This is a genomic window from Metasolibacillus sp. (assembly GCF_025291715.1).
In the GTDB taxonomy this organism is placed as follows: Bacteria; Bacillota; Bacilli; order Bacillales_A; family Planococcaceae; genus Metasolibacillus; species Metasolibacillus louembei.
This window is the reverse complement of record NZ_JAMBIZ010000037.1, coordinates 20,815-34,607: the sequence shown is the minus strand read 5'-3', so window position 1 is coordinate 34,607 and position 13,793 is coordinate 20,815. Positions and strand designations below refer to the sequence as shown.

Genomic DNA, 13,793 nt, shown 5'->3' with positions numbered 1-13,793 from the left:
ATAGTCATGAGGCATCATTCCTTTCGGTGGGTTGTTTAGTCACTACCATTATATCGAATTTGGGGAGGTGCCTCATTTTTATTTAGTTGAAACCCTTGATACCGAAGGGATTGGAATTATGAAATTAACTCAGCTATAAAAAATAGCCACAGTCATTATTAATAATCTGAATCATTTCTAATATAGATTGAAAAGTTTGTATCCTCATTTAAACCAACATACCATTAAGCCATAACAATAATATCTTCAGTATGAGTCAAGCTTTAATTCCTTATGAATTCTTTTAACAAGCTACCATATGAAATTAAATTTTTATACATTAATGCTTTATTCATATCCTTCACTGCTTTTATATTTTTATATAGTTGTCTTGTAATCCGTTTCGTCTCCTCTCCCTTTTGAAGTTGCAAGTATAGCAAAAGTCTGTTAACTCAAAGTTCTCTTACTTACTTGCATTCTTTCACCTATTATCTTTAAGTAAAGGAATTTGAAGAAGTTTTATAATAAAATTAAGTGTTCTTTTTGAGTGCAAATATCTTATTACATATAAACATAAATTTTGATATTAATAAATTATCACCATGCGTTCCCTCTCCTTATTTTTAAGTATATATATGCTATTGATGGAGAATGTTTAAGTTGGTAAAATAAGGTGAGCGTCGATAAATGGTGAATATTGTTGATTGAGCGAATATTTTTTCATTTTTTCGAAACTTTCTTGGAAGTTATTCGTAAATAAGGTAATACATAAGAAAGGGGGATGGCAAAGGTGTTTGGATTTTCACTCACAGCGATTTATTTAACCATATTGATTGTGATTGGTAGCTGTACAATACTCTATTTCGTATTTGCTGATTTAGCAGATGGTATAGCAGAAGGAATCCCATTTTTCGACCCAGCTGTGATACTTTCATTTATTTCTATCACAGCAGCAAGTGGCTATTTGCTTGAACGCTTTACTTCTCTAACAAGCATTGTCGCTTTCGTCATTGCGCTAGTAATTGCAGCGATTTTCACCGCATTGCTGTATTTCTTCCTACTAGTCCCGTTGCGCTCAGCAGAGGTGTCGCTCGTTTATACGGACGCATCGTTAGAAGGGCAGACGGGGAGGGTCATTGTACCAATTCCGCTAGATGGCTTTGGTGAAATTGTTATCGAATCGGTGAACGGAATCATTTCGAAACGAGCAGCGAGCTATCAAGGTGACGAAATTCCATATGACACGAAGGTTTTAATTATTGAAGTAAAAGAGGGGACGGCTTTTGTTACATCATATGACAAAGGCTTCGCCAACGCATAATTTAAAGGAGGAAACAGCATGGCAGATCTTTTCAACACAGGTATGATAGGTACATTAATTATTATTGGGGTAGTTGTCTTTATTATTATCGCTCTTTTAGGAATTTACGTATCGAAATACCGTACAGCAGGTCCAGATGAAGCATTAATTGTGACAGGAAGCTACTTAGGCTCAAAAAATGTTCATACAGATGAGACAGGTAATCGTATTAAAATTATTCGTGGTGGCGGTACATTCGTATTTCCAGTATTCCAGCAGGCAGAGCCACTTAGCTTGCTATCTAGTAAACTAGAAGTAACAACACCAGAAGTTTACACAGAGCAAGGTGTACCAGTTATGGCAGACGGTACAGCCATCATCAAAATTGGCGGTTCGATTTCTGAAATCGCAACAGCAGCAGAGCAATTTTTAGGGAAAGATAAGCATGAGCGTGAAATGGAAGCACGTGAAGTATTAGAAGGGCATTTACGCTCGATTTTAGGCTCGATGACAGTAGAGGAAATCTACAAAAATCGCGATAAATTCTCACAGGAAGTACAACGCGTTGCCTCGCAAGATTTAGCGAAAATGGGTCTGATGATTGTATCATTTACAATTAAAGATGTGCGCGATAAAAATGGCTACTTAGAATCGCTAGGGAAGCCACGTATCGCACAAGTAAAACGCGATGCAGATATTGCAACAGCAGAAGCAGATAAAGAAACGCGTATTAAGCGTGCACAAGCAGATCAAGAGGCACAAAAAGCCGAACTTGCACGTGCAACAGAAATTGCGGAAGCGGAAAAAGACAATCAATTAAAAGTAGCGGAATATCGCCGTGAGCAAGATATTGCAAGAGCCCGTGCTGACCAAGCCTATGAGCTAGAAACAGCCCGTGCGAAACAGGAAGTAACAGAGCAAGAAATGCAAGTACAAATCATTGAGCGTCAAAAGCAAATCGAATTAGAAGAGCACGAAATTTCACGTCGTGAGCGTCAATATGATTCTGAAGTGAAGAAAAAAGCAGATGCGGAGCGTTATGCGATTGAGCAACAAGCTTCGGCAGAAAAAATGAAGCAATTAACACAGGCAGATGCGGAAAAATATCGTATCGAGGCACAGGCACAAGCTGAAGCAGAGCGCATTCGTCTTGACGGTTTGGCAAAAGCAGACGCAGAGCGTGCGCAAGGGGCAGCAGAGGCAGAAATCATTCGTCTACGCGGTTTAGCGGAGGCAGAAGCGAAGCAAAAAATCGCAGAAGCATTTGAACAATACGGTCAAGCAGCCGTGTTAGACATGGTGGTTCGCATGTTGCCAGAATACGCGAAGCAAATCGCAAGCCCATTATCCAACATCGACAAAATTACAGTTGTTGACACAGGTGGTGGCGAAGGTGGCGGCGCCAACAAAGTCACTTCTTACGCAACAAATTTAATGGGGTCATTGCAAGAAACATTAAAAGCTTCATCAGGCATTGATGTCAAGGAATTAATTGAAACATATGTTGGTAAAAATGCCATCAAGCAGTACGTACAGCAAGCACCGGCACCAACACCAGTAGCAGTATCAAAGCCCGTGCAGCCAAAGGAAGAGCTTGAAATAACGGAAGAATAGAAAAAAGAGGATGCCTGAAAAGATATGATCTTTTCAAGCATCCCTTTTTGTGGATAATTATTCAATGAGATATGCGTTATCGATTACTTCCTGTGGTACAATGATTGTCGAAACAGCATTAATATTGTTGTAAGCGATTGTTGTTTTTTGATCAATAGCCATTTCTTCGCCATCAATCGTTGGCTTCATCATCCAGTCTAATTGGATCGTCTTCACATCAAATGTATTTTTATCAACTATTACTTGATAAAAGGCATCTTCGAATTTTGTATTTTGAAGGCTTTCAGCGTTTGGATTTGTTTCAGCAATCGTAAGGGCTAGTTGCTCACGGCTTATTTGATGGAGCTTATCGTTGCTACCCTTTAATGTTAAAATATAATCCTCGCCTTTTTCTTCATATGTAAAATCCTCTGCATATTTTTCAAGAATTTTTAATTGCTCCGTTGTATTAACATCTAAGCCGAAAGCATCTAGTGTGAAATTTGTAAATAAAAAAGCTTAAACCCTCTTAGCTGAAAAGGGCTTAAGCTATTGTGATATTTAATAATTGATTTCCTGTGCATTTTCTAATACATCTTGTGGGATTGTGACAGTTGCGTTGTTAAAATCATCGTATGTTGTCGTTGTTTTTTGGTCAATTTTTGCTTGGACACCATCGATGTCCATTGAAATGATCATATCTAATTTCAATTCTTTCATATCATATGTCTTTTTATCAATTGTCAGCTGATATGTTGTATCTTCGAATGACATGTTTTCGAATTGGTCAATAGGAGCATCTGGCATTGTTAATGCGACTTGCTCTTCGATTAATTGCTTGAATTTATCGCCACCTGCATTCAACGTTAAAATATATTCGTTATTTGTTTGCTCGAATGTAAAATCATCTACGTATTTTTCCAATAATTGCAGCTGATCTGCTGCATTCGCTTGGACACCTGCCTGACTTAGCATTTCATCAAGTGTCGCATCTTGTGGCAGCTTAAACCATGTTTTCGATGTGTCATCATACATATAAAAGCCGTCCTCAGCTGTCATATACATTTTCATCGGCATATCTAGCTTGTCACCACTTGTAGGCTCCGTCATAGAAATTGTGCCATCAACAAAAAATTGTGTTGGCTCTAAAACTGCACCCATTTTCATATTAGCAGATGTATCCACTGTTGATCCATCGCCTAGCTCCATTGCCTGTGTCATTGTCACAGTCGCATTAAAGCTTTTAATTTCACTTTGTCGCTCACTGCTTTTCGTAAATACTTCCTCTAGTGATAAATCGCTTTTGTCGGTCGTATTTTCCTTCGGTGTTGCTGTTGTCCCACAGCCAGCGGCAATCACTGCCACCCCTGCTAAGGCTACGAACATTTTCTTTTTCATTTGCTACAGCTCCTTTATTGTTCATTACTATTAATACTGTTTAATAAGTAGTAAAGTTTCAAGAAAGCTGTTTTTCGATAGAAAAGTCCTGCTATTTTATAAATAGAATAGGACACAACTCACCATGCAAGCACAGCCTGCAATGACAAAAATATGCCAAATTGCGTGGTTGTACGGAAGACGGTTCCATGCATAAAAAATCGCACCGAATGTAAAGCATAAACCGCCTGCTAGCAGCAATAAAAAGCCTTCAAACTGCAAAAATGTGTAAACGGGCTTGATGACAAAAATAATGAGCCAGCCCATAGCGATATATAGGCCTAAGGAAAATGCTTCAAAGCGATAAATAAATAAGCATTTAAAGACGACACCAAATATGGCAATGCCCCAAATAATGCACAGCAATGTAATGCTTAATGCGCCATCTAACGTAATGAGCAAAAACGGTGTGTACGTGCCTGCGATTAAAATATAAATAGCAGAATGGTCAAGAATGGCAAAGAAATACTTAAAGCGCTCAGGCATACTGTGCAGCAAAGTAGAATTTAAAAATAAAATAATTAAAGATGCCCCAAAAATGCTGTAGGAGACAATTTCTACAGCACCTCCCTTTGCGATTGCCTGTAAAATAAGCCAGACACAAGCGGGGATGCTAATTAATAAACCAATGCCGTGCGTGATGGCATTCCATAATTCTTCATTTTTTGTTTTATAGTCGAACACGATGTTTTGCATAATCATCACTCCTTATGAAATACTATAGTAAAATAAGAAATAACTGAACAGACATAATTGTCATTAGTTGTCACTACAATATGTCATATGGAAAAAAGACAACTATCAGGTAATAGGTATTACATTTGTCACCTTTACAGTGATGATTCAAGTTACTTATAATAGGGAAGAAGAATATAAAGGATGTGTCATAAGTGGGACGAATTCATATTGTAACTGATTCAACGTGTGATTTAACAAAAGAGGAAATTAAGCAGCATGGTATTCACATTGTACCTTTAACAATTCAAATTGGACAAAATACATATGTAGATGGAATCGATTTAGAGCCTGCTACATTCATGGATATAATGAAACAATCTCCTGAACTGCCAAAAAGCTCTCAGCCTGCACCAGGGAAATTTAAAGAATTATATGATGAGCTTGGAAAAGATGGCGATCAAATTTTATCGATTCATATGACAGGCGGTATGAGTGGTACGGTTCAATCAGCTCGCCAAGCAGCTGACATGACAACGTCTGATGTGACAGTTGTCGACTCACGCTTTATTGCATTCGGCTTAGCCTTCCAAATTCGTGAAGCTATTCGCATGCGCGATGAAGGTGCTTCAATCGAGGAAATTGTAGCACGCTTAGATGTGGTACGTGCAAATACAAATTTATTTGTTGTCGTTGATACGTTGGAAAACTTAATTAAAGGTGGACGCATCGGTAAAGGAAAAGGCATGATTGGCTCGCTGTTAAATATTAAGCCAATCGCTAGCTTAGAAGGTGGCGAGTATACGCCTGTATCGAAGGCACGCAGCCATAAGCAAGTAGTCAATTATTTATTTAAGCAGTTCCAGGAGGATACTGCTGGCAAAACAGTAAAGGCTGTCGGCTTATCTCATGCAGGTGGCTTACAAACGATGGGGCAGCCGCTGCTTGATTTAATCAAAGAAACAGGCTTCGACAGCGCAGAAATTGCCTTTACATCCCCAATTATTAGTACACATACAGGTCCAGGAGCAATTGGCTTTATTTATTTTGCAGAATAGGTTAGAGGTGTCTGAAAGCAGGCGAATGTGCCACTTTCAGACACCTGTTTGCTTTTTATCCCGTATTAACAGGCTGTAAGACCCCCACATCAAAACAGCAGATAAAATCAAGGTGTTGAAGAGGGGAATCAAACAGCCTGTAAAAACCCGATTGGTGAAACTACCAATCAGTGGGGGGATGAGGAAAACCCCCACTGATTGAAGGTTCACTTTATTCAATTGATGGGCGCCGTGCCTTTTAGCGTGTTTGTTTACGTCATATACATTATAATAGTACATATGTTAAATAGATTGGTAGGGAAGAAGAAAGAATGAAGTTTTGGTTAAGCGTGTTATGTTGTTGCTTATTATTGTCTGCTTGTACAGTGACGGTCGATGAGCCTGAAACATCACCAGAGGAATATGAAAAATCACTTGGTACGACAAGTGTACCTATACCGATAGATGATGCGCTTTATATCGAGAAAGCGCAAAAAGAGGGCATTATAGAAAAGCTAGGTGATATCTTTCAGCTAGATTGGCTGACTAGAAAAGAAATTGATGCACAGGATATTCAATATCTTGCACTAGGCGATTCTTTAACGGATGGTGTTGGGGATGAATATATGCGTCAAGGCTATACGGAGCGCTTAGTGGAACAGCTTGAAAAATGGCCTGCAATTGCGACGATTACGCTAGATAATCGCGGTAAAAAGGGCAGACGTAGTGATCAGCTGCTACGACTTTTGGAAAAAGGGCACTATGATAAGGAATTAGAGGCTGCTAATTTGGTTACGCTAACAATGGGTGGCAATGATGTAATGAAAATTGTCAAAACCGATATATTTTCTTTAAAAAAGGAAATGTTTGATGAGGAAAGAGTCAACTTTCAACATAATTATGAGCAAATTGTTAAAGAAATACGTGCACGTAATCCAGAGGTGCCGCTCATTTTAATTGGTTTTTACAATCCCTTTTCAATTGTAGTAGATGAAACGACACCATTTGAAGAAATTATTGTAGAGTGGAATAATGACGTAAGGGAGCTAGCGGCACAGGATGATAATGCCTGCTTTGTCCCCGTGCTAGATTTATTTCATACGAATGAAGATTTAGTGTATCATACGGATTTCTTCCATCCGAATGCGAAGGGCTATGAGCGCATGACAGAGCGCATTGTAGCTGCTATGAAAGCATGCGATATTGAGGAAATGTCAGATGGTTTGATTGGATTTGAGGAGTGAGACAGCAAATGAATAAATGGAAAGTCGCCTTTTTTTTACTAGCAGGAGCAGTACTTTTCACAGTCGTTTTTATCGTATATATGGCGACTTCAAAGGTGGAGGAACGTGCAATTCCAGAGCAGGAGCAAGCAACCGGGCATGTGCTGACGGTGCAGACAACAGCGAAGGAATTTGAAGCAATTGCGAAAAAATATATGGGCAAAGGACCGCTAGGGAAATCACCAATCCCTGTTGAAATGGAAGTAAACGAGCAAGTGCAGCTTTTTAGTGAGCTAATTGTATTCGGTATTACAGTACCTATTTCAATGGATTTTGAGCCGATTGTTAGCGATGGCAATATTCGATTAAAGCAAACAGAGGTGAATGTAGGGAAATTAAATATTCCACCATCTACTGTTTTAAAGCTGATGAAGGATGCGATTGAATTCCCTGACTGGATGATTGTCAGACCGAATGAAGAGGAAATTTATGTGGATTTATCGCGCATTAACATTGCCTCAGGCTCAAGAGTGCGTGCAAAGGAAATTGATTTAGCGAATGATAAAATATTGTTAGATATCATTATTCCAGCAGAAGAGGTGAAATAAATGGTGCAATATGCAACGTTTGCAGGTGGGTGTTTTTGGTGCATGGTCAAACCATTTGATGAAGTACCAGGAATTGAGGCGGTTGTTTCGGGTTATACAGGGGGACATGTCGAAAATCCAACATACGAGCAAGTTTGCTCAGAGACAACGGGACATTTAGAGGCAGTGCAAATTACGTTTGACCCAGCCGTATATCCTTACGAAAAGCTTGTAGAGCTCTATTGGACTTTGATTGACCCAACAGACGCAGGCGGACAGTTTTACGATCGTGGCGAATCGTATACTACAGCAATTTTTTATCATAATGAGGAACAGCGTGAAATCGCAGAGCGCTCGAAAGCAGCATTACAAGCATCGGGCAAATTCAAACAGCCGATCGCGGTAAAAATTTTGCCAGCAAAGCCATTTTATGCGGCGGAAACGTATCATCAGCATTATTATAAGAAAAACCCTGCTCATTATGAGCGCTACGCCATCGGCTCAGGGCGGGTAGCCTTTAAAGAACAGCATTGGGGGGAAAGACATGAATAAAGAGCAGCGTTTAAAGGAATTAACGGAAATGCAGTATTATGTAACGCAGGAGCAAGGCACAGAGCCACCATATCGCAACGAATATGACCAGCATTTTAACGCAGGTATTTATGTGGATATCGTATCAGGTGAGCCACTTTTTTCCTCGCTTGATAAATTTGATGCAGGCTGTGGCTGGCCAAGCTTTGCCAAACCGTTAGAGGTAGAGGAAGTAACCGAGCATTTCGATACATCGCACGGCATGCGCCGCGTAGAAGTGCGCAGCAAAACAGCGGATTCGCATTTAGGGCATGTTTTCCCAGATGGCCCGCAAGAATTAGGCGGTTTGCGTTACTGTATCAATTCCGCAGCACTACGCTTTATCCCTGTGGAAGAGCTAGAGGCGCAAGGCTACGGGAAATATAAGGCACTGTTTGAATAAGGTATCATAAAGAGCGAAATCGCAAATAAATGAGAAAACTAGCAAATAAAAAGGCAAAGTCGCAAATAAGTTGGAGAAGTCGCCAATAAAAAGGCAAAGTTGCAAATAAGTTGGAGAAGTCGCCAATAAAAAGGGCAAAGCCGCAAATAAGTTGGAGAAGTCGCCAATAAAAAGGCAAAGTCGCCAATAAGTTTGAGAAGTCGCCAATAAAAAGGCAAAGTTGCAAATAAGTGAGAGAAGTCGCCAATAAAAAGGGCAAAGCCGCAAATAAGTTGGAGAAGTCGCCAATAAAAAGGCAAAGTCGCAAATAAGTTGGAGAAGTCGTCAATAAAAAGGCAAAGTTGCAAATAAATGAGAGAAAGCGCAAATAAAATAGCAAAATGACGAACAATTTCTCTTTTTAACTAGTAAATGAAATAAGCTCTTGTTTGAGTAGTGGTGCTTTAGACCATTTTTCAAACAAGAGCTTTTGATTATATTTTAAATTCCCCAACAACGCTACGTAAATCATCTGCCTGTGTCGCTAATTCAGAAGCGGCAGCATTGATTTCCTCCATAGATGCGGAGCCCTGCATAGCAGCAGAAGCACTTGTTTCCGTTCTGAAGGCAGTATGCTCAGCGATAGCATTTACTTCAACAAAGGAAGAGCTAACCGCATCGCTATAGTCCAATGTACCATTGATTTTTTCAGCCATACGACTAATAATCTCTGACGTACGCTCTGTCTGCTGTAAAATTTTATCAAGTGAAGCGTTCGTTTCGTTCGCCACTTCAACACCGCGAATAACGGATTGTACGCCTTCGTGGTTTTGTGCGATAATCGATTTCACTTCAGTTTGAATAGAAGAAATAATACCTGTAACTTCCTTCGCCGCACTTTGCGATTGCTCAGCTAGCTTGCGTACCTCATCTGCTACAACTGCAAAGCCTTTGCCATGCTCACCAGCTCTCGCCGCCTCAATCGCCGCATTTAAAGCAAGTAAATTTGTTTGCTCAGCAATGCCTGTAATTGTGCTAATAATGGAAGTGATTTCACCAGATTTTTTACCGAGTGCCTCCACCGTCGTCGTTGTGTTAGCCATCGTTTCTTCAATATCCATCATAACATTTGCGGAATGGTTCACTGATTCACTACCATTACGTGCGACAGTGCGCATCTCCTCAGAAGCCTGTCGTACCTCAGCAGCTTCGACATTTAAGTCATGAATGGCTTGTTCAAGCAGCTGCATGCTTTGTGCCGCCTGTCCCATTTTCTGAATGATTGTATTGCTATCGCTAGCAATATCGTGTGTAGAATTGGCAATCGAATCAATCATACGTGCATTTTCATCTGCCAATGCCATCAACTCCTGAGAGCTGCCTGAAACATTTTCTGCTAAGCCAGAAACGCGCTTAATAAGTGTCGAAATAGATTGAATTAATAGGTTAGTTGAATCGGCAATTTGAGCAAATTCATCATTTGTTTTCACGCGTACACGTCTTGTTAAATCACCGCCTGTGCTGGCAATATCCAAAATGGATGTATTAATGGAATGCGTATTGCGACGAATGGATTTAAACAATATGTAACCAGATGTAATCGTCAAAGCCATCGCAATAATCGCTAAAAATAAAAAGGATATTTTAGAATTATTGGCATAGCTCTCTAATTCTTTAATCAATTTTTCATTTTCTGTTTCTAATAAAGCGATTAATTGCACAGAATAATCATCAATATAAGCCTTTAATGATTGTCCACCACCGTTTTGCATTAGCTTTTGCGCATTTTCAAAGCCGTATTTTGTACGTGTATCAATCATGTTTTGAGAATGTGTTAAATAAACGGTGTAAAGCTGCTTGATGGAAGCGAGGGTATTGGCAGCCTCCTCATGATTAGCCAAAATCACTTGTAGCTCGTCGAGATTCGTGCTAATGCTTGTTTTCGATTTTTCGTAGTCCTGCAAAATTTCTTCTTTTCCTGTAATCAAATATGTTTGTTCATGACTCGACAGCTTCGCAATATCGCTTGCTAAATTATTAATTTGAATTTGCTGCTGCAAATTTTCGTCAGCAAAATCTCGCAAGCTTGTTTGTAATTTAGTAATATTAGTATACGATAGCAATTGCATAGCGAAAATAATAGCTAATAATAGCGAGAAAATTAACAATACTCGTCCGCGAATAAGCTGATAAAATCTTGCTTTCTTTTTGCGATCAACTGGGTCCTGCTCTTGACGCTTCGTTTTTCGTTTTGTAAATAATTTTAGTTTGGGTACTTTTTTCAATTTATTCCTTTTTAATAGCAATTTTGTCACCAACTTTTTATAGGATAAATTATTCATTCTTACTTCAGTTTACCTATATGTAAACGCTTTGTGAAGTAGATTTTAATAAAAAGGAGAGAAATTTTTGAAAAAATCATTTTATTCTTACATTTTAACATACCGTGGGGGAGCTGCGAATGACGCAAAGGCGCAGTTTGCAGAAGCTAGCTTTCATGACTCCAGCTTTCCTAAAATGTCGACATCTTTTGAGGAATTATCACAATATATTGAAATGCAAGGCGATGATCTTTTATCAGCCTCAATATTTGATGAACTATGGTCTTTATATGAAGAAAAATATAGTGAATAAATATTATTAAAAGCAAGACGTCTAACCTTGCGAAAAAAGCGTAAAACAAGTATGATGTGAAGTGAGAAATGATGAAATGGGGGATATAGTAATGAGTATTCATATTAATGCAAAACAAGGTGAAATCGCAGACATCGTATTACTTCCAGGAGATCCTTTGCGTGCAAAGTACATCGCTGAGACATTTTTAGAGGATGTAACATGCTATAACGAAGTGCGTAACATGTTCGGCTTTACAGGTACTTATAAAGGTAAGCGCATATCTGTTCAAGGGACAGGCATGGGTGTGCCATCGATTTCAATTTATGTGAATGAGTTAATGGCAGAGTACGGTGTGCAAAAATTAATTCGTGTAGGTACTTGTGGCGCTATCCAACAAGACGTAAAAGTGCGTGATGTTATTTTAGCACAAGCTGCAACAACAGATTCGAAAATGAACGAAATCATTTTCAACGGTATTGACTATGCACCAATCGCAAACTTCGATTTATTATTAAATGCATACAATGCAGGAAAAGAAGCTGGCTTAAGCTTAAAAGTAGGAAATGTTATGACTGCTGACATGTTCTACTCAGAAGAAAACCAAAACGAAAAATTAGCACGCTACGGCGTATTAGCTGTTGAAATGGAAGCAGCTGCACTTTACACATTAGCTGCAAAATACGGTCGCCAAGCATTAGCAATTTTAACGGTTTCTGACCATATTTTAACAGGTGAAGTAACATCAGCAGAAGAACGCCAATTGACTTTCAATGATATGATCGTTGTGGCGCTTGAAGCAGCGATTCAAGAGTAATTAGATATGTAACAGAAAATAGAGCAACTGACGCTAAAATACGTCGGTTGCTTTTTGTTTTGCACTAAGAAAATTTAGCAAATAATTGAATTTTTTGAAACCCTCTGTATTTTGAAGCGTATAGAATAGGAGGGGGAGGAATAGATGATGAAAAATTTTTTTAGCATTTTGCCAACAGTGTTATTAAGTGCTTTTTTAATTGCTTGTTCTGATGAAGAAAAAGCAACTAAAGAGCAAACTAATATGGATAGCGAAATGGTAGCAGATGCATCGGATTTTTATCATAGTGGTTACGTAAATAAATTGAATCAATTGATTACTTGGACAGATGCAGGTGTAATGATTAGTGGGATATGGCTGAAGGAACTACCGATAGATACAACGGATTTAGATATGGTGTTAGAAAAAGAATCAGCTGAACCTCATAAAAGGTTCGAAAAGATATATGAAAATGCTGAAATAAAAATAGACGGTTTAAAATATTATATAAAGCTTAACGATGAACTTACGTTAGCATTTGAAAAAGTAGGACCTCGAACAATTAAAGATTCACAAGGGATTGAATATTATACTAAGAAGTATCCAGGAGAATAAACCGATTTGAAAAAACTTTTTTTAATAGTGACTTCTTATACAAGTTGGCTTGTTGAAGTAGGCCCTGCTGTAGTGATAATCATTATTTTACTAATCACTTACTCTAAATTTCGCTTTACGACATTCTCCTACTGTATCATTGCCTTTTTATCGATTCTTACATTTATTGGTGGTCATTATACGTATGAGGAGGTTCCTTTGTTCAATTGGTTACAGGAGGAATTTCATTTAAAGCGTAATAACTATGACCGATTTGGTCATTTTTTTAAAGGGCTTATTGCCATTGTCCTGCGTGAAATATTATTGCATTTTACACCACTAACGCGAGGAGCTTGGCTATCAACGATTTCAGTTAGTATAGTGTTAGCGATCGCCGCTCTTTATGAAATACTTGAATGGCTGAGCACAAAAATTGCGCCACATAGTAAAACATCCAAGGATTTCCTCGGCATGCAGGGCGATAAATGGGATGCTCAGTGGGACATGACATTTGCCTTTTTAGGAGCGATTTTAGCTACTTTATTGCTAAGCCACTTTCATGACCGTATGTTACAAAACAAGCGAGTGTAAATATTATTTTAAGCCTAGTGGAATTTTATGTTTCTCTTTTAACAGCACTGTACCATTTACTTTTATGCAGCAATTCAATGTAACCAATCCACCGAGCTTTACAGCTACTTTTGACACAGTACCATCCGATTCAGTAATTTTACCACGCAGTGTAACGAAAGGCATCCATTGCTTGAATATGCTGTCACGCCCTTTGCGGTCAACAATTTCATTATTAATCGCAAGCGTTTCCTCTGCTATCGTGTTGACAACACGAATGACATGTCCATTATAGTCAACTTGCCAGACTTTAAAAGTATCCTTCGCTAAATCTTCTTTAGCGATTGCTATTTCCTTTTTCATTTCTTCACGAAAATTTTTAAACATTATTGAGCCTCCGTAGCATGTGTTTTCCTTCTTTATTGAATCATTGTACA

General features: G+C 38.7%; 15 protein-coding genes and 1 pseudogene. 11 read left to right on the top strand and 5 right to left on the bottom strand.

Annotation, left to right across the window (positions count from 1 at the left end; translation table 11 throughout):
• Positions 1 to 760: 760 nt before the first annotated feature.
• Positions 761 to 1,300 carry an NfeD family protein gene (locus M3Z76_RS17350; protein ID WP_293929286.1) on the top strand — a complete coding sequence of 180 codons (540 nt, stop codon included), beginning with the start codon at positions 761 to 763 and terminating at the stop codon, positions 1,298 to 1,300.
• 18 nt (positions 1,301 to 1,318) lie between these two features.
• Positions 1,319 to 2,893, top strand: a complete 1,575-nt coding sequence (locus tag M3Z76_RS17345) for a flotillin lipid rafts scaffold protein FloT (protein WP_483310185.1) — start codon at positions 1,319 to 1,321, stop codon at positions 2,891 to 2,893.
• Between the two features lie 57 nt (positions 2,894 to 2,950).
• On the opposite strand, the pseudogene M3Z76_RS19795 reads toward M3Z76_RS17345, so the two are convergent.
• The 3 genes and pseudogenes from M3Z76_RS19795 to trhA all read right to left on the bottom strand — a co-directional run.
• Positions 2,951 to 3,334 (bottom strand): annotated as a pseudogene (locus M3Z76_RS19795) (DUF6612 family protein); the annotation flags it as partial.
• Positions 3,335 to 3,433: 99 nt separating this feature from the next.
• On the bottom strand, positions 3,434 to 4,270 hold the full coding sequence (locus M3Z76_RS17335; RefSeq protein WP_293929290.1) for a DUF6612 family protein: 837 nt from the start codon (positions 4,268 to 4,270) through the stop codon (positions 3,434 to 3,436).
• 96 nt (positions 4,271 to 4,366) lie between these two features.
• Complete coding sequence (gene trhA, locus M3Z76_RS17330; protein ID WP_293929292.1) at positions 4,367 to 5,005, bottom strand: PAQR family membrane homeostasis protein TrhA; 639 nt, start codon at positions 5,003 to 5,005, stop codon at positions 4,367 to 4,369.
• 194 nt (positions 5,006 to 5,199) lie between these two features.
• Here trhA and M3Z76_RS17325 point away from each other — a divergent pair, with 194 nt between their 5' ends.
• The 5 genes from M3Z76_RS17325 (at position 5,200) to msrB (ending at position 8,804) form a co-directional block, all read left to right on the top strand.
• Entirely contained in the window at positions 5,200 to 6,042 is an 843-nt protein-coding gene (locus M3Z76_RS17325) for a DegV family protein (RefSeq protein ID WP_293929294.1), read from the top strand.
• A gap of 311 nt (positions 6,043 to 6,353) precedes the next feature.
• Positions 6,354 to 7,265, top strand: a complete 912-nt coding sequence (locus M3Z76_RS17320; protein ID WP_293929296.1) for a GDSL-type esterase/lipase family protein — start codon at positions 6,354 to 6,356, stop codon at positions 7,263 to 7,265.
• An 8-nt stretch (positions 7,266 to 7,273) separates the two neighbouring features.
• Positions 7,274 to 7,852: a YpmS family protein gene (locus M3Z76_RS17315; protein ID WP_293929298.1), complete on the top strand. Its 579-nt coding sequence runs from the start codon at positions 7,274 to 7,276 to the stop codon at positions 7,850 to 7,852.
• Positions 7,853 to 8,383: a peptide-methionine (S)-S-oxide reductase MsrA gene (gene msrA, locus M3Z76_RS17310; protein ID WP_293929300.1), complete on the top strand. Its 531-nt coding sequence runs from the start codon at positions 7,853 to 7,855 to the stop codon at positions 8,381 to 8,383.
• Entirely contained in the window at positions 8,376 to 8,804 is a 429-nt protein-coding gene (msrB, locus tag M3Z76_RS17305) for a peptide-methionine (R)-S-oxide reductase MsrB (protein ID WP_293929302.1), read from the top strand. Before msrA ends, msrB begins: the two co-directional genes overlap by 8 nt.
• Positions 8,805 to 9,277: 473 nt before the next feature.
• Here the strand turns inward: msrB and M3Z76_RS17300 are convergent, their stop codons facing one another.
• The gene (locus tag M3Z76_RS17300) at positions 9,278 to 11,068 is read right to left on the bottom strand and encodes a methyl-accepting chemotaxis protein (RefSeq protein ID WP_293929304.1); all 1,791 of its coding nucleotides are present in this window, start codon (positions 11,066 to 11,068) and stop codon (positions 9,278 to 9,280) included.
• A 124-nt stretch (positions 11,069 to 11,192) separates the two neighbouring features.
• Between M3Z76_RS17300 and M3Z76_RS17295 the strand changes: the two genes are divergently transcribed.
• The 4 genes from M3Z76_RS17295 (at position 11,193) to M3Z76_RS17280 (ending at position 13,377) form a co-directional block, all read left to right on the top strand.
• Positions 11,193 to 11,417 carry a YozE family protein gene (locus M3Z76_RS17295; RefSeq protein WP_293929306.1) on the top strand — a complete coding sequence of 75 codons (225 nt, stop codon included), beginning with the start codon at positions 11,193 to 11,195 and terminating at the stop codon, positions 11,415 to 11,417.
• Between the two features lie 91 nt (positions 11,418 to 11,508).
• Positions 11,509 to 12,213 carry a purine-nucleoside phosphorylase gene (gene deoD, locus M3Z76_RS17290; protein WP_293929308.1) on the top strand — a complete coding sequence of 235 codons (705 nt, stop codon included), beginning with the start codon at positions 11,509 to 11,511 and terminating at the stop codon, positions 12,211 to 12,213.
• 144 nt (positions 12,214 to 12,357) lie between these two features.
• Positions 12,358 to 12,807: a hypothetical protein gene (locus M3Z76_RS17285; protein ID WP_293929310.1), complete on the top strand. Its 450-nt coding sequence runs from the start codon at positions 12,358 to 12,360 to the stop codon at positions 12,805 to 12,807.
• Positions 12,808 to 12,813: 6 nt separating this feature from the next.
• Entirely contained in the window at positions 12,814 to 13,377 is a 564-nt protein-coding gene (locus tag M3Z76_RS17280; RefSeq protein WP_293929312.1) for a DUF2238 domain-containing protein, read from the top strand.
• Between the two features lie 3 nt (positions 13,378 to 13,380).
• Here the strand turns inward: M3Z76_RS17280 and M3Z76_RS17275 are convergent, their stop codons facing one another.
• A complete protein-coding gene (locus tag M3Z76_RS17275; RefSeq protein WP_293929314.1) occupies positions 13,381 to 13,743 on the bottom strand; it encodes a hypothetical protein in 363 nt (120 codons plus the stop codon).
• Positions 13,744 to 13,793 lie beyond the last annotated feature (50 nt).

Coding starts and splice junctions, on each gene's coding strand:
- trhA (WP_293929292.1), bottom strand. CDS start 5,005: ATGCAAAACATCGTGTTCGACTATAAAACAAAAAATGAAGAATTATGG.
- M3Z76_RS17320 (WP_293929296.1), top strand. CDS start 6,354: ATGAAGTTTTGGTTAAGCGTGTTATGTTGTTGCTTATTATTGTCTGCT.
- msrB (WP_293929302.1), top strand. CDS start 8,376: ATGAATAAAGAGCAGCGTTTAAAGGAATTAACGGAAATGCAGTATTAT.
- deoD (WP_293929308.1), top strand. CDS start 11,509: ATGAGTATTCATATTAATGCAAAACAAGGTGAAATCGCAGACATCGTA.
- M3Z76_RS17315 (WP_293929298.1), top strand. CDS start 7,274: ATGAATAAATGGAAAGTCGCCTTTTTTTTACTAGCAGGAGCAGTACTT.
- msrA (WP_293929300.1), top strand. CDS start 7,853: ATGGTGCAATATGCAACGTTTGCAGGTGGGTGTTTTTGGTGCATGGTC.
- M3Z76_RS17350 (WP_293929286.1), top strand. CDS start 761: ATGGCAAAGGTGTTTGGATTTTCACTCACAGCGATTTATTTAACCATA.
- M3Z76_RS17345 (WP_483310185.1), top strand. CDS start 1,319: ATGGCAGATCTTTTCAACACAGGTATGATAGGTACATTAATTATTATT.
- M3Z76_RS17285 (WP_293929310.1), top strand. CDS start 12,358: ATGATGAAAAATTTTTTTAGCATTTTGCCAACAGTGTTATTAAGTGCT.
- M3Z76_RS17335 (WP_293929290.1), bottom strand. CDS start 4,270: ATGAAAAAGAAAATGTTCGTAGCCTTAGCAGGGGTGGCAGTGATTGCC.
- M3Z76_RS17275 (WP_293929314.1), bottom strand. CDS start 13,743: ATGTTTAAAAATTTTCGTGAAGAAATGAAAAAGGAAATAGCAATCGCT.